Consider the following 24,325-nt stretch of genomic DNA (forward strand, 5'->3'; position numbering starts at 1 on the left):
TTTGTTCTTCCATCTCGGCACCGACATGGATTTTATTCGGGACTAATTTGCATTATTTTATCCTAAATCGGATTTTTCAGCATCACGATTTATAGCTCTTTCATAGACTTGTGCCGTCCTTTCCGCGGAATTTCACCACAATTTTGCTTGAAATTACGGAGCATATGATTAAAATCATTCTTTTGAATTTATAAATAAAAACCCGATTCGATTCAAAAAAGCAATCCCAAGCTCGTCTTGCGATTGCTTTTTTGTTTTCAAAGACCCTTTTATTGAAAACGCTGGAAAAGAATAATAACGACAATGAAAACATCACCGCATTTAATGAACACCTATGCCAGACTGCCGGTTTGCTTTAAATCCGGTAAAGGCGCTTGGCTTTACGACGAAAACGGCCAAAACTATCTGGACGCCATCAGCGGCATCGCCGTGTGCAGCTTAGGGCACGCCCACCCGGAAATCACCGAAACGATTTGCGCCCAAAGCCGTGAATTGATTCACACCTCCAATCTATATTGCATTGAAAAGCAAGCGGCCTTGGCGGAAGAATTGATCGACATCTCCGGCATGGAAAAAGTGTTTTTCTGCAACTCCGGTGCCGAAGCGAATGAAACCGCCATTAAAATCGCGCGCAAATACGCCTACCAGCAACAAATTACTACGCCGAAAATCATCGTCATGGGAAACAGTTTCCACGGTCGAACACTGGCCACCTTGTCGGCCACCGGCAACAAAAAAGTTCAGGAAGGGTTCGCCCCTCTCGTGGAAGGTTTCGTCCGTGTGCCATTCGGCGATGCCGACGCCGTGGAAGCCCACAGTGGCGACCAGGACGTCGTCGCCGTTTTGGTGGAACCGATTCAAGGTGAAGGCGGGGTCAATATCCCGCCGAAAGGTTATTTAAAAGCCATACGCGCTATCTGCGACCGTAACGGCTGGCTGATGATGCTGGACGAAATTCAAACCGGTATCGGCCGTACCGGCAAATGGTTCGCCCACCAACACGAAGACATCCAACCGGACGTCATGTCTCTGGCCAAGGCGCTGGGGAACGGTTTGCCAATCGGTGCCTGCCTGGCCGGGCAAAAAGCCGCCAATATTCTGGAACCCGGCAATCACGGCACCACCTTCGGCGGCAACCCGTTAGCCTGCGCAGCAGGACTGGCCGTTTTAAAGGTCATGAGAACCCATAACTTCATCGAACATGTCGCCGATAAAGGCCAGGAAATCCTGACGCGTTTTCAATCCGCTCTGTCCGACAACCCGGCGGTTAAAGACGTTCGCGGCCTCGGTTACATGATCGGCATCGAGCTGGATCGGCCGTGCGCCGAACTGGTCGCCCAGGCGCTGGAAAAACGCGTTCTGATCAACGTCACGCAAGGCAACACCATCCGTTTGTTGCCGGCTTTCGTGATGTCCAACGACCAAACCGATCAATTGATCGAAACCGTCGTCGAACTCGTCAACCAATTCACCCAGCAAGGTTAATTCGCTTGCCAGAACTGAAAGAAGACAGCTTATGAGCATCAGACATTTTTTAACCTTAAACGACCTCTCTTCCGAGGAACTGAACCAACTGCTACTGCGCGCCGTTGAGTTGAAGAAAATGCAAAAGTCGGGCGAGATTTTCGAGCCGCTGAAAAACCAGACACTGGCGATGATTTTCGAAAAATCCTCGACCCGTACCCGCATCTCGTTTGAAATCGGCATGAGTCAACTGGGCGGCCATGCCCTGTTCCTTTCGCCCAAAGACACCCAACTGGGTCGCGGCGAGCCGATTGAAGACAGTGCACGCGTCATTTCCAGCATGGCCGACGGCATCATGATTCGCACCTTCGGGCACGACGTCGTGGAAAAAATGGCCGAGCATTCTCAAGTCCCGGTCATCAACGCCCTAACGGACGATTTCCACCCTTGCCAATTATTGGCGGACATGCAGACCTATTACGAGCACCGCGGCAGCATTGCCGGCAAAACCGTATTGTGGGTTGGCGACGGCAACAACATGTGCCACTCTTACATTAACGCCGCCAAACAATACGGCTTCAAACTGCGCATTTCCACCCCGGAAGACTACGAACCGAACGCCGATTTGGTCGCCGCCAATCAAGACCGAGTGGAATTGATTCGCAACCCGATGGACGCGGCCGAAAACGTGGATTTGGTGGTCACGGATGTCTGGGCCAGCATGGGCCAGGAAGAAGAACAGAAAAAGCGCGAGCGCGCCTTTAAGGATTACCAGGTCAACAGCGAATTGATGGCACAGGCCAATTCAGACGCCCTGTTCATGCATTGTTTGCCGGCCCACCGCGGCGAAGAGGTTTCAGCCGAGGTCATGGATGCCGAAGACAGCGTCGTCTGGGACGAAGCCGAAAACCGCTTACACGCTCAAAAAGCGCTACTGGAATTCCTCATGGCGTAACCACCATTCAAATCGTCCAAAAAAAGGGCCTGCATAGTTCACCTATGTCGGCCGTTTTTTCATTTAGATTCTGTGAAAGATAACTATCGCTTCATGTCACACTAAACCGCACTAAACCGCTTTTCGCCCGGCAAAGGCCTGACTGAGCGTTCCACTGTCGATATATTCCAACTCGCCGCCCAACGGAATACCCTGCGCCAAACGCGTGACCGGCACCTGCATCGAGGTTGCCATCTGATGGATATAATGTGCGGTCGCCTCGCCTTCCACGGTCGGATTAGTGGCCAGAATCAATTCCGAAACCTCGCCGCCCTTCAAGCGCTCTTCCAGCAGAGGCAACCCCAAGTCTTCCGGCCCAACGCCATCAATCGGCGACAAATGCCCCATCAAAACAAAATACAGTCCCTGGTAAATGCCGGACTGCTCAATCGCCACCACATCGGTCGGCGTTTCCACAATACAGAGTTGATCACGTTTACGCGCCGGCGACGCACAGATACGGCAGACGTCGGTTTCGGAAAAGTTGCGACACTGCTCACAATGCCCGACCTTATCGATGGCCTCGACAATCGCCTCCGCCAATCGCTTGCCGCCGTTCGGATTATTTTGCAACAGATAGTAAGCCATCCGCTGCGCCGACTTGGGGCCGATGGTCGGCAACAATTTGAAGGCTTCAATCAATTCGTTAATCAAAGGGCTTTGCATCTAGCGCTGTCCTATCCGTCAATAGCGTAAAAATAACCAGACCTGGTCAAAACGGCATTTTCATGCCCGGTGGCAAATCAATCCCACCGGTTAATCCCGACATGCGTTCCTGAGTTTCTTCCTCAACACGACGTGCCGCGCTGTTAACCGCCGCCGCAAACAAGTCTTCCAGCATTTCACGGTCATCCATCAAACTGTCGTCGATGTCCACCTTAACCAGTTCGTGCTTACCCGTCATGACCACTTTGACCATCCCGCCACCGGCTTCACCGGTAATTTCCATTTGCGCGATTTCTTCTTGCGCCGCTTGCATGTTCTTTTGCATTTCCTGGGCTTGCTTCATCAAGTTGCCCAAACCACCTTTTCCACCAAACATGGCTACTCCTTTCTAGTGTTTGACCGGTCGAATCGACGATTCGATGACCTTTAAATTTAATGTCTGAATCAGGCTTTGAACCTGAGGATCGGATTGAATACTGTTCACGGCATTCGCCTGCCGTTGAGCTTTCATTTCGGTTTCATAACGCGCCGGGGTCAAATGGGCTTGATCGGCCTGCACAAACACCAATCGACAACCCAACTGTGCCTTGATTTGCTCTTCCAACCGCTGTAAGGCCAGCTCGGTTTTCGCATGCATCTGTTGCGGATCCACACTCAACGTCAACGTCTGCGCATCCTGTGAGACCAGAATCGATTGCCGGGCCAACTCGGCGGCCATGCCATCCAACTGCAATTGCACGATCATCTGTAACCATTTATCGGCGTCACGCCATTCACCCGCATCCCCCGTGGAGACTGTTACCGTTGGTGAAGAAACGGCGTCATTCGGACGATATTCCGGTTCGGCGGTTGCCACTTCCGCCATCGGCGGTTGGCTTTCTGTCATTACGCGCTCCGGTTCGGAAGCCGCCGCCTCCCAAGCCGGTTCCTGTCGAATCGCCGTCTCCATGGAAACCGTTTGCGGAGCATCCTGAAACGTTGGCGGAATCGATTCTGTACCAAGCGCCTCTTCGACCGTCGATTTCGGCCAAGGCGATTCATCCTGTAATGCCGCATTTGTCGAATCCGTCGGCGCGGCGTTCAACGCGTCGCCGGACATTGAATTGTCTTCTTCCCAAGGCAAGGGAGCGGAAGGTGCGGAGACTTGCGCCACAGGCGCTTCGGACGGCGTTTCCATCGCCGGATTCAACGCGGTTTCAGCATCCGGATTGGCAACTGGAGACTGAATAGACGCCTCTTCAGGCGCAGCCGATTCGGCCGCTGAACGGATCGTTTCAGGCTTTCCCAGCGTGAGATCTAACCTCGCTTTTAAGTCCGCCAGATGATCGACCGGCGCATCAGGAACAGATTCAGAAACCGTTTGGTTGAGAGCGGGTGTTGCAATCGATTCAGGCGCCGGTTCAGCGGTTGCCATCGGCTCCGAGTGCATCACATCGTTCGCGGAGGATACCACAGACTGCGCTGGCTCCGCCGTTTGAGACGGTTCGGCTGGTTCGGGTTCCGCAACATCTTTCAACCCCTGTTGTTTCAAGACATCGCCAGGCCGGGTGATTTTTGCCATCACCGAGGCTTCTCCGGAATTAGTGTTGGCAGGTGCTTGGACCGTTTCGCCACCCGAACTTAGTCCGCCGGCGCCCGGCGCCATCGGCTGAAAAGCCAACATCCGCAACAAAGCCATTTCGAAACCGATGCGGATATCGGGCGCCATCGACATATCCTGCTTGGCCAATAAGGCGATTTGGTAGAGAACCTGTACCCGCTCCGGCGAAAGCGTTTCAGCCAACACCTGCATGGTTTCGTCGTCCAGAACACACCCATCGTCCAATGTTCCCAATACCTGCAACAGGGTAATTTGGTGCAGAACTTCAATCAGTTGCGCGTTCAGTGCGGTATAGTCCACCCCCATCGCGGCCAACTGTTGGATGACGTTTTTTAAGGCGTCGGCGGATTCGTCCGCCAGAGCCGCCAGAATCTGCCGGGTGAATTGCTGATCAACCAAGCCAAGCATCGCCTGAACGGCCGCCAACTGAACCTGACCACCTCCGTAAGCGATGGCTTGATCGAGTATGCTCAGGGAATCTCGCGCCGAACCGTCGGCGCTTTTGGCAATCATCGCCAAGGCCGCGTCCTCAAACGCAATACCTTCCTGCTGAAGAATATGCCCCAAATGGGTTTGAATCTGTGTTTGCGTCAAGCGCATCAAGTTGAACTGCAAGCAGCGCGATAAAACCGTCATAGGCAACTTGTGCGGATCGGTGGTGGCCAGCAGAAACTTCACATGTTCCGGCGGCTCTTCCAGAGTTTTCAACAGTGCATTGAAACTGCTTTTCGACAGCATGTGCACTTCGTCGATAAGATAGACTTTATAACGCCCTTGAACCGGTGCATATTGGACGTTTTCCAACAACTCGCGCGTGTCTTCCACCTTGGTCTTGGAGGCCGCATCCACTTCTATCAGGTCGACAAAACGTCCTTCATCAATTGAACGACAAGTCGAACAAACACCACAGGGCTTGGAGCTGATCCCTTGCTCACAATTCAGGGCCTTGGAAAAAATCCGTGCGATGGTGGTTTTGCCCACCCCTCGGGTGCCGGTAAACAGATAGGCATGATGTAGCCGTTGCTGATCCAGCGCATTGGCAAGCGCTTGCATGACATGCTCTTGACCGACCAGTTCGGAGAAGTTTTTCGGGCGCCATTTTCTGGCTAAAACGGTATCGCTCACAGGCTTCGATTCTTATGATTGAAATAAGGACTATTTTAACGTCTAAGCAGAGGAATGCGAGTTTAAATTGAGGAAAATGAAAAGGCTTGAGAAAATGGAGGCGACCCTGCCCGCCTGACCTCGGCGCACGAATCAGAAGGTACCGTTGCTTCCTTCCGGACCTGGCGGGGTTTCCAACCTATCGTCGCGAGGGGACGAACAGAGTCACCATAATGTGAAAGACCAAATTCTAACAAAAAACAATAAAAAAAGCCGCATAAAAGCGGCTTTTTCAAGAATTTGGCTCCCCAAGCTGGACTCGAACCAGCGACATACGGATTAACAGTCCGGTGTTCTACCAACTGAACTATTGGGGAATAGTCATTCAAACCTTGCGTTTGATGGATGTGTATTATAGAGATAATTTTGTCTCTGGCAAGCCCTATTTTGAAATTTTTGTGACTAATTGGGTAAAGTCTGAAAAAGCCCCTTTCAACCGGCTATTGAATACGTAAAATAACGCTATTACCTTTAACTTTTTACATCAATTCAGGTTGCACACGGTAGTTCGGCCTCTGTTGATTTGCCAACCCAATAGCAAAGAAGGACAGAATATGAAACAGATCGTGATTGTCGGCGGTGGTGCCGGCGGCTTGGAGCTGGCCACTCGCTTAGGTGACTCACTGGGCAGAAAACGATTGGCGGAAATTACCTTGATTGACGCCAATCGTACCCACCTGTGGAAACCCCTGTTGCATGAAGTGGCTTCGGGTTCACTCGACACCGGCCATGAAGCCCTGAGCTACCGAGCCCACTCATCCGAACACCATTACTATTTTCGCATGGGGCAGATGGTTGCTCTCGACAAAGCCAATCAAACCTTGACTCTGGCGCCGTTATTGGACCACCACGGCAAAGAGATTTTAGGCGAACGCCTCGTGCATTACGATTATCTGGTGATGGCCACCGGCGCCCGCAGCAACGACTTCGGGCTCAGCTCGGTGCGCGAGCATTGCCACACGTTGGATTCGGCCCAGGAAGCGGAGGATTTTCATCTCACCTTTCTGAATCGTTTCATGCAATTTTCGGAAGCCGCAAACCAGCATGCCTTGACCAATCATCATGACCAAACGCCGCCTGAGCCGGTTCGAGTGGCCATTGTCGGAGCCGGAGCCACTGGCGTTGAGTTGGCCGCGGAATTATGCAATGCCGTTGAACGACTGGAAAAGTTCGGCATCAAGGCTATTTACCCCAGCAGCCTACAGGTCACGCTCATTGAAGCCACCGATCGTATCTTGCCTGCCTTACCGGAATCTCTGGCCGACAAGGCCGAGCAGGTTTTGAAAGAACATGGCGTTGATATACGCACCCAAACCATGATCAAAGACGTTCAGGCCCAACAGTTGATCACCGCGGACCAAACCCTTCAAGCCGACCTCTTAGTATGGGCGGCGGGCGTTAAAGCGCCGAAGTTTCTTTCAGAGCTCGGCTTGCCCACCAACCGCATCCATCAAATCGAAATCGACGCCAACTTGCAGGTTAAAGGTGAATCGGCGATTTTCGCCATCGGAGATTGCGCCAGCTTGATACAAGGCGAAGGCGAACAGGCTCGCCCGGTTCCTTCCTTGGCCCAGGCGGCGCATCAAATGGCCGCTACTTGCGCAACCAACCTGCAGGCGCTCATGGACGGGCAACCGCTGACATCATTCCAGTACCATGATCACGGGTCACTTTTATCACTGAGTCGATTCCAAACATTTGGTAGCGTATTGGATGAACTGTTCAAAAAGAACTGGATGCTGGAAGGCAAAATCGCCCATTGGGCTTACGCCAGCCTGTATCGTCAACACCAAATGACACTGCACGGCTTCGGACGCATGGTGTGGATTCTGCTCGCCGCCTTCATCGAACGGCGAGTCAAACCCAAGCTGAAGCTGTACTGACATCCGTCAACACCCCGTTCCGGCAGCGCTCTCATCGTGCCTCATCATAGAATTCTATGATATTGAATCAAAAAAATTATATTGGAGAAAGCCCGGTTCATCGACAATAATGATTTTTGCTTAGCTCCACATTCTCACAATAACAATAATCAGGGAGGACACCATTTATGAGCGAACAAGCCTCGGAAGCAAGGCCGTCGATTGAAGAGATGACGCGCAGTAACAGCACCTACGCCAAGATTATCTACATTCTGTATCTGGTCGGATTAGTGATGGGGCTGACAGCCATTATCGGCGTGGTCATGGCCTATGTGAAACGCAGTGAACCGGAAATGCCGGTTTGGCTGAAAACCCACTTCGACTTCCAAATTCAAACCTTCTGGTATGGCGTGATTTATCTGCTGGTCGGTATCTTGTTGGCCACCGTCTTTATCGGCGCAGTAGTGCTGGTGTGGTGGATGATCTGGTTGATTATCCGTTCGGTGAAAGGCCTCAGCGCACTGGACAGACAAACGGCCATCGAAGGCACATTCTTTGGTTTCGGCCGAGACCTATAACCCCTTTAACGCTTTCCAGTAGCGTTTTTTCAGCACCCGGCACTTTGCCGGGCCGACTTGTCATCAATATTCAATCTGAATCAACGGCGTATTTTCCTTATACACCGTTGTGCCTTTCGGCGCATTGATTTTAGCGATTTTGCCGGAAACCGGTGCCTTGATAACAAAGTATTTCGACCAGGCCTGGTAAGATTCCAGATTGCCTTGTGCTTTTACCAATTGCTGTTTCACCACATCATACGCCAACTGAGCCGCATCCAATTCACGCTTAGCGGTGACGGTTCGATCAAATAAATCCAGCGCTTGATCCAATTCAATTTGGGCATCCGCCAGTTTCAATTCCCACAATTTGACCTCGGCCCGAGCGGTTTTCAATTTGGCCTGATAACGGTCGTCATCGATGGTCATCAATAATTGACCGGTCTTAACGTTTTGTCCAGGCATCACCATGACTTTTTCAACCTGCCCCGCCACCAAAGAACCGATTTGAACCGTTTCTGCCCAGGCCGTTGGCATCCCGGCCAAAAAAAGACTTCCGGACATCAGACATCCGATCGTGCATCGTTTCATCGTGTTTTTCATTTCGTTCATTGATACGTCTCCAATTGCACCGGCTTACCGATCAAATAATCCAACTGCGCCCAATGAAGCGTTTGCCGGAACTGCTGTGCGATAACCTGATAATTCGCTTCCGACAGGCGGACCATCGAATCCCCTAAGTCGGTCGTCGATTCGTTTTCATAAAGCGCGCGACTGTAATCCAAATAAATTTCGGAATACTCGCCGAACACCTTGTTCTGTTTCTTTTCGGCTTCCGCCATTTGCAGCTTGAAATACAAGTCCGCCACCTGATCACGCAAAGACTGCTGATACTGGTGAATTTCCGCTTGAATGGCCTGCACCTCGGCACGGGCTTCGCTTACCTTCGCCGAGCGCACACCGCCGTCGTACAGCGGATAATCCATCGTCAAATCAAAACGCCAGCGCCCTTCTCGGCCGTAAGCATAATTCGACGAATACCCTCCCAGCGCATCCACTCGAAACACCGGCATGTCTTCCAGCGACTCACCATTTAACCGCGATTCCGCGGCTTGCAGCGTCAGTTTCAAGTTTTTCAAATGCAAATTATTCGCCAAGGCTTGTTGCTGGTAAACGCTTAATTCTTCCAGCTCCCGACTGGTGACGGAATCCAACGACGGGAAGCGTAACTTATCCGGCAAGGCGTCCGGACGCCCAACCAAATTGGCCAGATTGGTTCGTGTCCGGCGCTGTTCGTAAGACGCACGTGTGCGTTTCACCAACAATTTTTCATAATCGGATTGCAGTTTGAGGTACTCAACGTCGGACAACTGTTTCAGTTCATGCCGATCCTCGGCTTTATCCATGGCAATGTAGGCCACTGCCATGGCTTCATTTTCAATGCGGTACTGAAAGTCGGCAAGAATGATGTTGAAGTAGGCTTGCATCAACCGAATCTGAAACTGAATTTTCTGGTCTTGGTAAAGTTCATTCTGCGCTGCCGTCAGGCGTTGTTCCGCTTCCAGCGCCGCGTCATTACGGCCGAAGTCATACAATTCTTTGCCTAAATGCAAACCGAATAAATGATTATCCTCGGTCTGAAAGTCATACTCACGCCAACCCAAGCGACCGATCAAATCCAGCTCGAAATTATCGTCGGTTTCTTGCAGGTTATAACGTGCTTGCGCTTGGGCATGCCGCGCTTTGGCCCGCATGACCTGCGGACTGATGTTTTCCGGCAACCCCATCACACTTTCCAAGGTCAAAGGCTCGGGTAACCCCTGGGCCGGATGTACCGATGCGGTCGCTTGTTCAGCCACAGGCCCGGTGGTTTGAGCGGCATTCACGGCAGCGTCATCGGCGGCCAAAACGGTATGTGGCAGCAACGCCGTCAGCACCAGCACACCGCGTATTGTAAAACGTAACGGATTCAATCTCATCGAAGTACCCGCTACTTATTCTGTCTTTTATAACGCGTAAACGACATGTCTTTATAAGCACCGTCCACGACATATTTGCCTAACAGCATAAATTCTTCTTTCGTACGGGTCGGCCCGGTGTAGCGCAGCACCGGCTTGCCTTCCAAGTTAAACACCATCATGACCGGTGTGGCGCGAACACGATAAACTTTTTCGGAGAGATATTGCGCGGTCCCTTCCGTTCCGTCGAAGTTAACCATTTCATTGGACCCTTCGATATCGACCTGGTAGGTTAGAAAATGTTGTTTGAAATATTGAATGACATCCGGCTTGTTGAGAATGGTGTTTTTCATGCGGTCGCAGAAGGGACACTCTTCCATGTGAAAGAAAATAAAAATGCCCTGTTTGCCGTCATCTTTCGCCACTTCCAACTCTTCCTGAAGGTTCCCGAAGGTTTCATCGAAAAAGTCGGCGGCCCAAACCTGAAAACTTGCCATCGTCAAGAATGCAATACCGACAGCTTGCCAAATCTTATTCATCTCATACCACCTTTTGTTATCTGCACGCCGTTAAAAACGTATCTTTTCTACGGCCGCACGCTCCGCTTTTGCGCGCATCATAGCACAGCCATTGAGCGTATCGCCAATAGTCCGTATTTATACATAAATACATGCAGATAATGTGGATAAAAAATGAAAGCAGAAAAAAGCGAGGCATGCAGAGGGCCTCGCTCAAAGAAAAGATAAATCAGGAAGAGGCCGGGGTTTCGTCTTCTTCCAACAGTTTTTGGAATTCCGGATTGTCCTGCAAGGACTTGAAGACCGGATCATTTTGGACTTGCTCTTTATACCCCTCTGAATTCTGCAAAGCCGTTTGCAAAAACTCGATGGCTTCCGAGGCTTTGTCCATCAGCGCATAAGCCCCCGCCAACTGGTAAAAGGCATGGGTATTCTCTGGATCAATTCGCAACGCCTGATTACACAGGTTCACGGCCCATTGCGGCTCTCCCATCTCCAGTGCGGCGTCGGCTTTATACGTCATCGCTTCCGTATTGCCGGGATCCAGTTCCAATATTTGATCGTAAATCGCCATACGGTTACTGAGAATCTGTTCTTGGCCGGCTTTCAACCACAAGCTGTGAATATCCTGATGTTGCGCCAATCGTTTCTGAGCATTGGAAATGCCTCGCGATTTTCGGTTCAACTCTTCTTCCAGCTTCGCCAAACGTGCTTCGTATTCCTCAATGACCTTATCCACTTTCGAGTCAGCCAGACTCAGCACCTTCTCTTTCACTTCTCGCATGGAGTTCCATCCCACCAACAGCAAGACGGAAGAAATTCCGGCAATCAGATAAAAGAAATAGGTAACGGTATCGGTCGCATAACCGACGGCGCGGGAAGTCGCGGACAATTCACGATTGGTGACCTCTTTGGTCAGCTCAACGTGCAGATCGTTCATATCGACGCGCAGCTGTTTCAATTCGTCCATGACATACCGTTCGACAAACGGGTTGTACATCGGCTCTTTCAGTTGCTCCACATCCTGTGTCTCCTTGGAGTGCCGTTGATCGGCCGCACCCGCCGTCGCTGATGCCAAAAACAGCGCCAGCCCCAACATGATCAATGTTCGCATATCGCCTTCCCATGGTTATGGACTTCAATCAATTTGGAATGCAAGGCTTTCACCGCTTTTTCGAAATCGGTTTCGTTCACGAAGAACTGCATCTCGACCTGACGGGTGTTTTGATGAATCGCTTCCACATTGATGCCCTCATCGAATAGTGTTTGTACCGCTTTCGCCAACAAACCTTTAATGCGCATGTCGCTGCCCATCGCCGACGCCAACGCCACCTTACTGGTGTTGATGGTCGCCGTCGGCAAAGCCTGCTGCAACTGTTCCGAAAGGCGTTTGACCTTCTTCAAGGACGCACTCAAATACAAGGTAATGGTATTGGCGTTGAAATCCTTGGTGATGACCTGGCATTTCAGGCGATTGCTGGTGTCGATCAGAATTTTTTCATAATGCCCTTGTTGGCCCATCATTTCCTGATCGAACACTTCCAAAGCAATTAAGTGTTGCATACCGGCAATGATTTCCACCTGAGGGAATTCACTGACATAATCTTCCGTGAAGATGGTGCCGTGGTGCCCCGGATCAAAGGTGTTTTTAATCCGCAACGGAATCTGCGCTTGACGCAAGCCCTGCGCGGCTTTCGGGTGCACGGCTTCCATCCCGAGATTGGCCAATTGGTCGGCGATGTCGTAATTGGTTTTACCGATTGGAACCACATTCTCTTCACCGACCAATTTCGGGTCGGCGCTGCTGAGGTGGTATTCCTTGTGAATCACCGCCTCGGTGGCTTCACACAAAACCGCGATTCGACTGAAGGTCATTTCACTGTAGCCGCGGTCGAAAGTATGCATCAGGTTTTCCTGACAATGCGCATAACCGGTGACAATCGGCAGAACGCGCGTGAAATCCACGTCACCCAAGTGCGCCTTGATCATCTCATCCAGCGGCAGGGTTTTATCCGCTTGCCAGCCGGTTAAATCCACAAAGCGGGCGTTGACGCCTTCTTGCTGAAGCAGGTGTGCCAGGTTCCAGGCACTGTGGGCTTCACCCAAACTGGCCAGCAATTCGCGCACCGTCAACAAATGGCTTTCCAGAGAAAAGTGTCCGTGGCGGCACAAGTCCTGCAGATGATTCAGCAACTGCTTGGTTTCCGCAAAGCGTTCGTCGATAAAGGCATTGGCTTTGGCACGCAATTCATCGTCATCGAACAAGTCGGCATTGATTTTATTCAGCTTCAGACTCAATTGATCCAAAGCAATGCGCCAATCGTCCTCGACATCATCATTGGCAAACAGGCCGTAAACGCCGGGTTGATCGGTCTTTTTATGTTCCAGCAAATCATTGGTAATGCCGCCATAGGCCGACACCACGAAAATGCGCTGGTAAGGGCTTTCCGGGTACAAAATGATATTGTCCCGAACCGCCGGGTAATCACTCATTGAGGTACCGCCGATTTTTTCGACGCTCAACTGATTTTTATGTGTGTTTGACATGGTAATTTTTTAGAAAAAAACTCCGTTATTGAAAGGGATAAAATGCCCAGGCCTGGGCATTTTCAAGATAGATAATACCGGGTGGATTAAGCATCCACCAAGACGTAGGAACCGTCTTCATCATGGGTTTCACGCCCGGTAACCGGCGGATTGAACACACACACCATACGCATCTGACTGCCTTTATTGGCTTTCAGAATGTGTTGATCGTGCTCGTTCAAAGCGTAAACGGTGCCTTCACGAATGGCGTGTACCTTACCGTTTTTCTTCTCTTCGATTTCGCCTTCGCCTTCAATGCAATACACCGCTTCCAAGTGGTTCTTGTACCACAGATGCAGTTCTTCACCTTCTTTAATCAAGGTGTCGTGCAACGAAAAGCCCATGCCGTCTTTCGCCAATAACAGGCGACGACTGGTCCACTGCTTATCATCTACATCGGCATCGGTTCCGATAATATCGTCATATAAGTTACGAACAATCATGTTTTCTCCTAATCGTTTTTGTTGCAAGGGTTGTCGTTTGCAGGCAAAAATTACTTGCCGACTTTCTCAACCGCGCCTTCCAAAATATCAAAGCCTTCGTTAATCAATTCTTCGGAAATCACCAATGGCCCCAAGAACTTGATGACTTCATCGCCGGCACCCGCCGTTTCAATGACCAAGCCATCTTCAAAGGCTTGTGCACAGACTTTAGACGTCATATCCGGATCTTTAAATTCAGCGCCCCAAATCATGCCATGCCCGCGAATTTCGCGCACATATTGCGGGAAACGCAGCGCCAATTTCTCCATACGCGCCTGAACCAAAGCGGCTTTCGCTTTCACTTCTTTTGAGAAGCTGTCATCCGACCAATATTTTTTCAAGGCCACACTGGAAGACACAAACGCCAAGTTATTCCCGCGGAAGGTTCCCGAGTGCTCGCCCGGACTCCACTGGTCCAGCTCAGGTTTCAACAGCACCAAGGCCATCGGCTGACCGGCACCAATCGATTTCGACAACGTAATGATGTCCGGCTGAATGCCCGCACGTTCGAAACTGAAGAAATCGCCGGAACGACCGTTACCGACCTGAATCTCATCCGCCACCATCAAGATGTCGAAATCGTCACAGATTTGACGTAAATCTCGTAGCCACTGTTCACCGGAAACGTTGATCCCGCCTTCCGCCTGGATGGTTTCCAACACGATGGCTGCCGGCAACTCGGTACCACTGGAAGTATCTTCCAGAATTTTACGCAGGTAAGCGATGGTATCGACCTTGTCGCCCAGATACTTATGGAACGGCACCTGAGTGGTGTAACCTGGTACACCGTAACTTTCGTCGTGGTAATAACTGTTACCGGTGATACTCAAGGAGCCCATCGACATACCGTGGAAGCCGTTGGTGAAGGACATGACCTGCTTACGGCCTTTGACCTTACGGGCAATTTTCAGCGCGGTTTCGATCGCGTTGGTCCCTGTCGGGCCGACAAACTGAAGCTTGTACTCCATATCGCGCGGTTCCAGCACGTTATGAACGAAGCTTTCAATGAAGTCTTTTTTCGCAACGGTCCCCATATCCAGAGCGTGTCCGATGCCGTCATGCTTCAGATAATCAATCAAAGCATCGTTGATGGCCGGGTTGTTGTGACCGTAGTTCAGCGCGCCTGCGCCGGCAAAAAAGTCGATGTAACGTTTACCGTCAACATCCCAAATTTCAGCCATTTTAGATTTATCGAAAATCGTTGGAAACGATCGAATGTAACCACGCACTTCCGATTCGTATTTATTAAACGTTTCTAATGCCATGTTTTAAGTTCCTTTGAAAATTTAAAGTGTAATCGTTGATTCGGTTTCCGACGTCAGGGAGTACAACTCTTCCGCTTCATGCCCTTCATCCCCGAAATGTGCCTCGGTGATAAACGGCGCGACCTGTAACGTTAAACCGTGCTGTCTGGCAAATGATTTAAACAGCCCTTGAGAGGCCTTGTTAGACGGGCTGATGGTACAACACAGTTCCGTCACGCTGTCTTTTGGCTGCTGCTTAAGCAAAGCCGTCAACAAACGTTTGGCCATGCCCTGGCCTCGCATCGTATCGGAGATGGCCACCTGCCAGACAAACAGGGCACCAGGCCGATCCGGTCGGTAATAAGCGGAAATAAAACCGACGATTTGACCGTCGACCTCCGCCACCGCACAAGTGTCGGCAAAATGCGACGCTTGCAGAAAATATAAATAGCTCGAATTCACATCCAACGGCGGTGACGCCTGGATTAAGTGATAAATAGCCAGTCCGTCTTCCAATTTAGGTTTTCTAAACTGAACGGAAACTTCAGATTTTTGGGTATCCATGATTATTTTGTAAGATTTGAAAGGTTAATAATTCAACCAATCGCAAAAAGACAGGTGCGACACTGAAACTTCCAGTGTGGGCGATCGTTTCGTTCATGGGTTTTGTCCCGTCAAGGGATAAAGCTCGCATTGGGGAAACGGTTACGATTGACTCCTCAGGACTGATCCTTTGGATTAGACTCGACCAGCATTGGTCTAAAAAAGAACGGCGCCTAAACGCAAATGACAGTGTATTAAATACAGCTGAAAAAAAGATGACTTAACCTATTTGGGTTATGAAATTGACGTTATTGTAACAAGTTTCAAACACACTTGCAACCAATTGCACCAATTTAGCCCCAAACAGGACTTATAACAGTATGATTTTAAAGAACTATTTAATAGACCTTTATAATTGCCCTGAATCGGACTTACGACGCTTATAGTAATAGCGTACCCGGTACGGGTCTCGAGCATCCTCGCTGCCCATCATGTCCGCCATGTCTTCGAACAACCCGGGGAACAGAATCTCATAGACCTGCTCGATTTTTTCCAAGTCGCTTTCATCCACCGGCACCTCAATGATCCGCAGCTTCGGGCAAGAAAAAGCCGTTATGTCCATGGCTTCCAGATTCATCCGATCGACTTCAAAGTCGTATTCATCTTCGTAATGATCTTTAATCACCCATCCCATCGTCACTTCCTCTTGTTTTAAAATTGCCGAACCCGTAGCAAATAGCCGACCAAACTCATCGTTTGGTCAGATAATCAAACCATTACTGAACCTGTTGATTCGCAATGTCTCGCGCCATTTCATCAAAACTCTGCTGAGCTTTGAACTGTTGCCACAGTGCCTGGTCGTTTTTCATCGACGTACGCACCGCGGTTTCGACGATTTTATCCTGGGTCGCTTTATCCATTCCAACCAGAGCATACAATTTGCCGTTTGGACCTGTTCGCGTTTTATAGACTTTGGAACCAACCAAACTTTGGTTGGTGATGGTTTTCAAGGTGGAGCTGGCCGCGGCATCCACGGTTTCGGTATCGGCCACACCAGTAGTACCCAGATACTGTTTGACCATCTTTTGCACCTGAACCTTGATTTGTTCGGCCAAACGACCACGACCATCGGCCGCCGCCATATCTTTCATAAAACTGATGCCCGCTTTGGACGGCTCGGCAATACCCACCGCGCTGATAGCCAGACTGTCCACCGGTTCATCACAAATCCAACCGGGCGCGGCGACATTGGTGTTCGGGAAAACGCAATCCGCCACGGCAAGCGGGTTTTGTTTTTCCGCCGATTCGTCTTTTTTCTCCTGCGTACTGCATCCCGACATGGCGCCGACCGCCACCAACAAACCCAGACAGAGTGTTTTTTTCATTTTATTTTTCCTTCTGTTATTCCACACGAAATTCGATTTTGAACTCAGCAACTGCACCCCAAGGCTCGCTCGGTGGTTTAATATACAATCTCAAGTAACGTATACGTCACTTTACGGCCATCCGGTAAAGACACCACCACATCGTCATCCAGCACTTTACCGAGCAATGCTTTCGCCATCGGAGAGGCCACTGAAATCTCATTTTCTTCCAAACGCACTTCCAAACCACCGACAATCCGGTAGCGCACCTGTTCGCCCATTTCATCTTCCAACAAGACGCTGGCGCCGAAAAACACCTTGTCCCGTTGACGGGGTTTATCGCGCACCACTTGAATGTCTTTCAGGTGACGCTCCAAATAGCGAATTTTCCGGTCGGTTTCCCGGAGCTCTTTTTTACGATAAATGTACTCCGCGTTTTCCGACCGGTCGCCTTCGGCGGCGGCCGTACTAATCGCCCGTACAATTTCCGGGCGCTTGACCTTCCAAAGATGACCCAATTCTTCCGACAGGCGATAAAACCCGTCCTGAGTAATGTAATTCAAACCTGACGACCTACAGCATGTGTTTTTTCTGGGCCAGCAGTCCAATACCGTAAAACAGCACGATTACCAACGGGGCCAGCCATAGATCCGGTGTTTTCGCCATAAAACCGACCAGCAACGGCGTCACAAATGAGGTTAGGAACGCGAAGCCAAAGGCACAAAACAACACAAATAGCGTCAGCTTCAATAAAAACTTCAAACTGCCAATCTGCTTTCGAATGAAGTCGGTGATGTCGTTCCCGAAAATCACCAGTAAGGTCGCCACCATCGACAGACCGATTTCCGATAAATAAGGTCGCATCCACCCGGAAACGGTGGACACGGCCTCAATGATATAATCCATACGTCAATCCATTATTTATTATTGTTTCTTCCACCCTCGAAAAAATGACGATAGTCTGAACGCCAAGCACTTTGCGTCAAACGGCAAGCCTTCCCCTCAAGCAGGCCTGGCCGATTTCGCAAGTTTGACCACCAACCGAGTCACGGCATTTTCACCGGTTTCAGCTTCCAGATATCGTCATTATATTCGCGCATGGTCCGGTCGGTCGAGAAGATTCCACTGCGCGCCGAATTGATGATGCTCATGGTATTCCAACGACTGTGGTTCTGGAAAGCCAAGGCCACTTCCTCCTGCGCTTCCACATAACTGCGGAAATCCGCCAACGTCATCCAAGGGTCGTTCGGGCTTTTAACCGATTGGATGATGTCGTCGAAAATGCCCGGTTCCAGCTGGTTGAAATGCCCCGCTTCCAGCAACCCGAACACCGCCTGCAAATCCGAATCGGTATCAATGTAGCCTTGTGGATAATAATGCTGGCGCAACTCAGCCACTTCCGGGGTTTTCAAACCGAACAGGAAGAAATTTTCCTGACCGACGGCATCGAGAATTTCAACATTGGCACCATCCAGGGTACCGATGGTCACGGCACCGTTCATCATGAATTTCATGTTCCCGGTTCCGGATGCCTCTTTACCCGCTGTGGAAATCTGTTCGGACAAGTCTGTACCCGGTGCAATGATTTCCATGGCCGATACCCGGTAGTTGGGAATAAAAGCCAACTTCAATTTATCACCGACATCCGGGTCGGAATTGACGATGTCCGCCACACTGTTGACCAATTTGATGATTTTCTTCGCCATCGCATAGCCCGGTGCCGCTTTACCGCCGATAATGACACAACGGTTCGTCCAATTATCGGTGTCACCGCGCTTGATGCGCGAATAAAGATGAATGACATGCAACACATTCAATAACTGGCGCTTGTATTCATGAATCCTTTTAACTTGCACATCAAACAAGGCGGTGACATCAAATTTCACACCGGTTTCTTTTTCCACTAGGTCGGCCAATCGCTGTTTGTTCTCGCGCTTCACAGCCATCCAGGCCTGGCGGAAAGGCTTATCGTTGACGAAGTCCTCGATTTTGCTCAATTGCGTCAACTCTGTCACCCATTTTTCACCGATTTTTTCGTCGAGCAGGGTTTTCAGCCCCGGATTACAGCTCGCCATCCAACGACGCTGGGTCACACCGTTGGTCTTGTTGTTAAAACGTTCCGGCCACAGTTGGTAGAAATCATTGAACAAGCCTTCTTTCAACAATTGCGAATGCAACGCCGCCACCCCATTAATGGAGAAACTGCCCACAATCGCCAAATACGCCATGCACACATGGTTGTGCTCGTCGATAATCGACATGCGTCTTTGCCGTGGTAAATCACCCGGCCATTTCATCGCCACTTGTTTCATGAAACGCGCATTGATTTCGTAGATGATTTCCAGCACGCGCGGCAAAAGTTTTTCGAACAGAGAAACCGACCAGCGTTCCAAGGCTTCCGGCAATAAGGTGTGGTTGGTGTAGGCCATGGAAGTGGACACGATCGCCCAAGCTTCATCCCAATGTAGTTTACGGTCGTCGATCAGAATACGCATCAATTCCGCGACCGCCAAACTTGGATGGGTATCGTTCAACTGAAACACATTGTATTCGGCGAAATCGGTGAAATCATCGCCGAATTTATCCACCCATTGACAAACCACATCTTGCAAAGAGGCGGACACCAAAAAGTATTGCTGACGCAAACGCAGTTCCTTACCGTTTTCACTGCTGTCGTTCGGGTAAAGCACCATGGTGATGTTTTCAGCATCGCTCTTATCCGCCACGGCTTCAAAATACGAGCCTTGGTTGAATTCGGACAGATTAAACCCTTCCGTCGCTTCCGCCGACCACAAACGCAAGGTATTGACCACACCATTTTTGTAACCGGGAATCGGCACATCGAACGGCACCGCAAACACCTCTTCGGCATCTTCCCAGTGAATGGTAAGCTCACCGGTATGCGGGTCGGTGAACTGGCGACTGTAGCCGCCGAACTTAATCACGCGCGTGTATTCGGAGCGCTGAATTTCCCACGGATAATAACCGAACCCCAGCCAGTGATCGGGTTCTTCCACTTGATACCCGTTTTTGATCAATTGCTTGAACATGCCATATTCGTAACGCAATCCATAACCCAGCACAGGCAAGCCCAACGTCGCGCAGGAATCCATAAAACACGCCGCCAAACGTCCCAAACCACCGTTGCCTAAGCCGGCGTCCTTTTCGGCCTCTTCAATCATTTCCAGCGAGCCGCCGAGTTGGTACATGGCTTTTTCGGCTTCGGTTTCAATGCCTAGGTTCAGCAGGTTATTGGACAAGGAACGCCCAATCAAAAACTCCATCGACAGATAATAGGCTTTTTTGTTTTTACCACCGTTATAGGCTTTCCAGGTGTCTTTCCAGCGCATCATCAACCGGTCACGTACCGTATAAGACATGGCTTTAAACTGATAATAAGCGTCCGATTCGATATCACGCCCCAGCATGTTGTACAGATAATGCACGAAGTCGGCTTCAATATCCTTCTCCGACATGCCCATTTGTTTGAGCAACTCGAAAATGTGTTTTTCGTGATCTGTTTCTGCTTCCGTCTGCTTTTTCTTTGCCATAACCACCACTCCAAAATTTGAAAATTTCAATCAGGCGACGCTGCCCCAAAACGGTTTATTTACGTTATCGAACGTTGATTCAAAATACACTTTCTACGCTTATTTAAACAGCGCCAAGTATTGTTTGGCACTGCGATCCCAGCTGAAATCCTTACGCATCCCGGTTTTTTGCAATTTTTGCCAGGTCCGTTTCTTTCCATACAGATACAAGGCATGCAAAATAGTCGATTTCAATGCATGGCGGCTCGGGTCGTAAAAGACGAAACCGGTCGCCGTGCCCGCGGCAATGTTTTCCTGGGTGGCATTCACCACCGTATCGGCCAACCCACCGGTGGAATGCACGATTGGCGGCGTACCATAAATCAAACTGTACATCTGGTTCAGGCCACAGGGTTCAAAACGCGACGGCATCAAAAACAGGTCAGCACCGGCCTCGACCTTGTGCGCCAAAGACTCCGAATACCCGATATACACCAGCACCCGTTCAGGATAACGATGCGCCATTTCATTCAACAGGTATTCGTAATGATTGTCTCCAGTGCCCACCAATACAAAACGCGCCGAGGTTTGTTCAATCAATTCCGGCAGGATTTCCAATACAATATCGATCCCTTTCTGCGGCACCAAACGCCCCACCAGACCGATGACCGGATCGCCCGACTCCAAGACACTTTCCGGCATATCCCAAAAATCCAGCATGGCTTTCTTGTTATGTTTTTTCGCCGACACCCGGCCTTTTTCCGACGAATAATGCTTGGCAATAAACGGGTCCGTCTGCGGATTCCAAACATCACCATCAATGCCGTTCAAAATACCGACCAAGCGGCCTTCCGCCTCACGTCGCATCAAAACACCTTCCAGACCGTAAGCATATTCCTGATACGTGATTTCCTTGGCATAGGACGGACTGACCGTCGTAACCCAATCCGCCATTTGAATGCCGGATTTCAACATCGACATATTGCCGTAAAATTCAATACCCTTATCCGCAGACCACCACTCCCACGGCAGCTTCAACCCTTCGAACAAACTCTTGGGAAACAGACCGGCATAAGCCATATTGTGGATGGTGAACAAGGTTTTCGGACGATCCGCCTCCTGCGTCAGCAACGCCGGTACCAAACCGGTTTGCCAATCGTTGGCTTGAACCATATCCGGCTTCCAGCCCAACCCGACCCGATTCATGGCGACTTCCACCACCGCTTTGGAAAACACGCCGAAACGTTCGCCGTTATCCCACCAATCCCGACCATCCAACGCCAGATATGGATTCCCCGGGCGATGGAACAATTCGGGAATATCCACCAACCAAATCGGGACGTCAATGCCTTCCGCTTTGGCCTTCAAGATACGCACATGCAATTCACGACCGCACGCCGGCACCATAAAATCGGCGATTTGCGAAATATGGGACACCTTTTCCCAGACATCGCCGTAAGCCGGCATAATCATTCGCACCTGCTGTTTCAGATGACGGTAAGCATCCGGCAAGCTACCGGACACATCCGCCAAGCCGCCGGTTTTAATCAGAGGATGCGCCTCGGAAGTCGCAAACAGAATTTTCATGGATGTCGTATCTCTCCAAACATTAGGATTGTCGTTTCAACACCACCGCCCCCAAAGGCGGCAACACCAAAGACGTCGAATAAGGCAAATTCATCCAGGCCTGGTCATCACTGTGCAACAGGCCCCCATTGCCGAGATTACTGCCACCGTACACCTCCGCATCGGTGTTGACGACTTCTTCATAAGCTCCGGCTTCCGGCAAGCCGATACGATAATCGTGTCTCGGCACCGGCGTGAAGTTGAACACACAGATCAATTTTTCCGTATCGGAAATTCGCATGAAACTCAGTACCGACTGTTCGTAATCATGGCAATCAATCCACTGAAACCCTTCGGACTCGAAATCCTGCGTATGCAAGGCCGACGACGCCCGATACAGATGGTTCAAATCCCGTACCAGCAGCTGTACGCCGCGGTTGGCACTCTGTTCACACAAATACCAGTCCAGCCCACGACTTTCGCTCCACTCCTGCCATTGCGCGAACTCCGACCCCATAAACAATAATTTCTTGCCGGGGTTCAAGGATTGATATGCCATCAGCAAACGCATATTGGCCATTTTCTGCCAATTGTCACCCGGCATTTTACTGACCAAGGCATGCTTCATATGCACCACTTCATCATGCGATAACGGCAGAATGAAGTTTTCCGAATAAGCGTACATTTGGCTGAACGTCAATTGATTATGGTGGTAAGGACGGTACACCGGGTCTTTCTCGAAAAAGTCCAAAGTGTCGTTCATCCAGCCCATGTTCCATTTCATGGAAAAGCCTAACCCGCCCATCCAGGTGGGGCGCGATACCATCGGCCAGGACGTTGATTCTTCCGCCATCATGACCGTGCCAGGGCATTGCGAATGCACTTCGGCATTCAGCGTTTTCAGAAACTCGATGGCTTCCAGGTTTTCTCGGCCGCCGTATTCATTCGCCACCCAATCCCCGGCTTCACGCGAATAGTCCAGATACAACATCGACGCCACCGCATCGACACGCAGCCCGTCGATGTGAAACTCCTTCAGCCAATATAAGGCATTCGCCAACAAAAAGTTTCGCACCTCGTTGCGACCGAAATTGAAAATATAAGTGCCCCAATCTCGGTGTTCGCCCTTTCTCGGGTCTTCGTGTTCGTATAGCGCGGTGCCGTCAAAACGCGCCAAGGCAAACTCGTCTTTCGGGAAATGCGCCGGCACCCAATCCAAAAACACACCAATACCGTTTTGATGGCAGTGATCGACGAAATAGCGGAAATCGTCCGGCGAGCCGAAACGGCTGGTCGGCGCATAATAACCGGACGTTTGATACCCCCAAGATTCATCCAACGGATGTTCCGAGACCGGCAAAAGTTCGATGTGGGTATACCCCATCCATTTCACGTATTCCACCAAACGGTGCGCCACCTCTCGGTAACTCAGGAAATGCCCGTCGTGGTCACGCTGCCAAGAACCCAAGTGAACCTCATAAATATTGACCGGCGCATGTTGCCAATCATAGGCTTCACGCTGTTGCATCCAACTTTGATCCTGCCACTCAAACGTCGTCTGACAGACCACCGATCCGGTTTTCGGGCGTAATTCCATTTGCTTGGCAAACGGATCGGTTTTCACCAGTGAGTGACCGGTTCGGTGGTTACGAATCTCAAATTTATAAATGTCCCCGGCTTGCAAACCGGGAATGAACAGCTCCCACACGCCGGAAGTGCCATTGGTGCGCATCGGGTGACGCAAACCGTTCCAACCGTTGAAGTCCCCAACCACCGACACCCGTTCGGCCGCCGGCGCCCACACCGAAAACTGCACCCCATCAATGCCGTCGATTTCTTTCACGTGCGCGCCCAACAAATCATAGAGCTGCCAATGACGCCCTTCGGCGTACAGGTGCAAATCCAATTCGCCCAGTTGCGGCCAAAAGGTATACGGCGATACCGCAGTATGCGTCGAACCGTCGGCTTCGTCCCAAGTCACGGTATAATGCGGCGGCAGTTTTTTCTTTTGTGCGGCCGTCAAACGCCCGACAAACAGGTCCGTGCCCTCAATGCGTGTCAGTTCGATATCGCCGTCAATTTTCGCACTTTCCGCCGTCGGCAACCATTCGCGAATTTCCCAGGCCTGGTCCGCCGGATGCACGCCCAAAACCTGGAAAGGGTCATGATGCGTTCCCTGGATTAAGCGTTGTAAATCAGTTTGTGATACGGTTTGCTGGGTCATAAA

The 24,325-nt window shown here is 50.6% G+C and carries 22 protein-coding genes, 1 tRNA gene and 1 other RNA gene; 4 read left to right on the forward strand and 20 right to left on the reverse strand.

Features of this window, described 5'->3' with window-relative positions:
- Positions 1-303: 303 nt before the first annotated feature.
- Positions 304-1,485: an acetylornithine transaminase gene (locus AYJ59_RS10535; RefSeq protein WP_127120073.1), complete on the forward strand. Its 1,182-nt coding sequence runs from the start codon at positions 304-306 to the stop codon at positions 1,483-1,485.
- Between the two features lie 31 nt (positions 1,486-1,516).
- Complete coding sequence (gene argF, locus AYJ59_RS10540; RefSeq protein WP_192894027.1) at positions 1,517-2,419, forward strand: ornithine carbamoyltransferase; 903 nt, start codon at positions 1,517-1,519, stop codon at positions 2,417-2,419.
- A gap of 111 nt (positions 2,420-2,530) precedes the next feature.
- Here argF and recR read toward each other — a convergent pair whose 3' ends face one another.
- The 5 genes from recR to AYJ59_RS10565 all read right to left on the reverse strand — a co-directional run bounded on the left by recR (position 2,531) and on the right by AYJ59_RS10565 (position 6,205).
- The gene (recR, locus tag AYJ59_RS10545; RefSeq protein WP_029939815.1) at positions 2,531-3,124 is read right to left on the reverse strand and encodes a recombination mediator RecR; all 594 of its coding nucleotides are present in this window, start codon (positions 3,122-3,124) and stop codon (positions 2,531-2,533) included.
- 46 nt (positions 3,125-3,170) lie between these two features.
- On the reverse strand, positions 3,171-3,500 hold the full coding sequence (locus AYJ59_RS10550) for a YbaB/EbfC family nucleoid-associated protein (protein ID WP_029939814.1): 330 nt from the start codon (positions 3,498-3,500) through the stop codon (positions 3,171-3,173).
- 12 nt (positions 3,501-3,512) lie between these two features.
- Positions 3,513-5,849, reverse strand: a complete 2,337-nt coding sequence (gene dnaX, locus AYJ59_RS10555) for a DNA polymerase III subunit gamma/tau (protein ID WP_127120074.1) — start codon at positions 5,847-5,849, stop codon at positions 3,513-3,515.
- 104 nt (positions 5,850-5,953) lie between these two features.
- Positions 5,954-6,050, reverse strand: an RNA gene (ffs, locus tag AYJ59_RS10560) — signal recognition particle sRNA small type.
- Positions 6,051-6,129: 79 nt separating this feature from the next.
- Positions 6,130-6,205: transfer RNA gene (locus AYJ59_RS10565), tRNA-Asn, on the reverse strand.
- A 237-nt stretch (positions 6,206-6,442) separates the two neighbouring features.
- On the opposite strand from AYJ59_RS10565, the gene AYJ59_RS10570 reads away from it, so the two are divergent.
- A complete protein-coding gene (locus tag AYJ59_RS10570) occupies positions 6,443-7,771 on the forward strand; it encodes an NAD(P)/FAD-dependent oxidoreductase (RefSeq protein WP_127120075.1) in 1,329 nt (442 codons plus the stop codon).
- A gap of 167 nt (positions 7,772-7,938) precedes the next feature.
- Entirely contained in the window at positions 7,939-8,328 is a 390-nt protein-coding gene (locus tag AYJ59_RS10575) for a DUF4870 family protein (protein WP_237260325.1), read from the forward strand.
- A gap of 63 nt (positions 8,329-8,391) precedes the next feature.
- Here the strand turns inward: AYJ59_RS10575 and AYJ59_RS10580 are convergent, their stop codons facing one another.
- From AYJ59_RS10580 to glgB, 15 genes are all read right to left on the reverse strand, one after another.
- Entirely contained in the window at positions 8,392-8,871 is a 480-nt protein-coding gene (locus AYJ59_RS10580; protein ID WP_127120076.1) for an efflux RND transporter periplasmic adaptor subunit, read from the reverse strand.
- Between the two features lie 44 nt (positions 8,872-8,915).
- Positions 8,916-10,286, reverse strand: coding sequence for a TolC family protein (locus AYJ59_RS10585; protein ID WP_029939809.1), 1,371 nt, complete (start codon positions 10,284-10,286; stop codon positions 8,916-8,918).
- Positions 10,287-10,297: 11 nt separating this feature from the next.
- Entirely contained in the window at positions 10,298-10,804 is a 507-nt protein-coding gene (locus tag AYJ59_RS10590) for a thioredoxin family protein (RefSeq protein ID WP_029939808.1), read from the reverse strand.
- A 208-nt stretch (positions 10,805-11,012) separates the two neighbouring features.
- Entirely contained in the window at positions 11,013-11,897 is an 885-nt protein-coding gene (locus AYJ59_RS10595) for a tetratricopeptide repeat protein (protein WP_029939807.1), read from the reverse strand.
- Positions 11,885-13,330 carry an aspartate kinase gene (locus AYJ59_RS10600; protein ID WP_029939806.1) on the reverse strand — a complete coding sequence of 482 codons (1,446 nt, stop codon included), beginning with the start codon at positions 13,328-13,330 and terminating at the stop codon, positions 11,885-11,887. The genes AYJ59_RS10595 and AYJ59_RS10600 overlap by 13 nt, the downstream gene beginning before the upstream one ends.
- Positions 13,331-13,416: 86 nt before the next feature.
- Positions 13,417-13,812 carry an ectoine synthase gene (locus AYJ59_RS10605; protein WP_029939805.1) on the reverse strand — a complete coding sequence of 132 codons (396 nt, stop codon included), beginning with the start codon at positions 13,810-13,812 and terminating at the stop codon, positions 13,417-13,419.
- 50 nt (positions 13,813-13,862) lie between these two features.
- The gene (gene ectB, locus AYJ59_RS10610) at positions 13,863-15,116 is read right to left on the reverse strand and encodes a diaminobutyrate--2-oxoglutarate transaminase (protein WP_029939804.1); all 1,254 of its coding nucleotides are present in this window, start codon (positions 15,114-15,116) and stop codon (positions 13,863-13,865) included.
- Positions 15,117-15,137: 21 nt separating this feature from the next.
- Positions 15,138-15,659: a diaminobutyrate acetyltransferase gene (gene ectA / locus AYJ59_RS10615; RefSeq protein ID WP_029939803.1), complete on the reverse strand. Its 522-nt coding sequence runs from the start codon at positions 15,657-15,659 to the stop codon at positions 15,138-15,140.
- 388 nt (positions 15,660-16,047) lie between these two features.
- Complete coding sequence (locus AYJ59_RS10620) at positions 16,048-16,332, reverse strand: hypothetical protein (RefSeq protein ID WP_029939802.1); 285 nt, start codon at positions 16,330-16,332, stop codon at positions 16,048-16,050.
- An 82-nt stretch (positions 16,333-16,414) separates the two neighbouring features.
- Complete coding sequence (locus AYJ59_RS10625) at positions 16,415-17,023, reverse strand: LPP20 family lipoprotein (RefSeq protein WP_029939801.1); 609 nt, start codon at positions 17,021-17,023, stop codon at positions 16,415-16,417.
- A 77-nt stretch (positions 17,024-17,100) separates the two neighbouring features.
- Complete coding sequence (gene greB / locus AYJ59_RS10630; RefSeq protein ID WP_029939800.1) at positions 17,101-17,565, reverse strand: transcription elongation factor GreB; 465 nt, start codon at positions 17,563-17,565, stop codon at positions 17,101-17,103.
- 10 nt (positions 17,566-17,575) lie between these two features.
- Positions 17,576-17,908 (reverse strand): DUF3392 domain-containing protein, encoded by a 333-nt coding sequence (locus AYJ59_RS10635; protein WP_029939799.1) that lies wholly within the window; start codon positions 17,906-17,908, stop codon positions 17,576-17,578.
- Positions 17,909-18,048: 140 nt separating this feature from the next.
- On the reverse strand, positions 18,049-20,484 hold the full coding sequence (locus AYJ59_RS10640) for a glycogen/starch/alpha-glucan phosphorylase (protein WP_443080233.1): 2,436 nt from the start codon (positions 20,482-20,484) through the stop codon (positions 18,049-18,051).
- Positions 20,485-20,652: 168 nt separating this feature from the next.
- Positions 20,653-22,119 carry a glycogen synthase GlgA gene (glgA, locus tag AYJ59_RS10645; protein ID WP_029939797.1) on the reverse strand — a complete coding sequence of 489 codons (1,467 nt, stop codon included), beginning with the start codon at positions 22,117-22,119 and terminating at the stop codon, positions 20,653-20,655.
- 22 nt (positions 22,120-22,141) lie between these two features.
- Positions 22,142-24,322: a 1,4-alpha-glucan branching protein GlgB gene (glgB, locus tag AYJ59_RS10650; protein WP_029939796.1), complete on the reverse strand. Its 2,181-nt coding sequence runs from the start codon at positions 24,320-24,322 to the stop codon at positions 22,142-22,144.
- Positions 24,323-24,325 lie beyond the last annotated feature (3 nt).

The organism is Thiomicrospira sp. S5 (assembly GCF_003991075.1).
In the GTDB taxonomy this organism is placed as follows: domain Bacteria; phylum Pseudomonadota; class Gammaproteobacteria; order Thiomicrospirales; family Thiomicrospiraceae; genus Hydrogenovibrio; species Hydrogenovibrio thermophilus.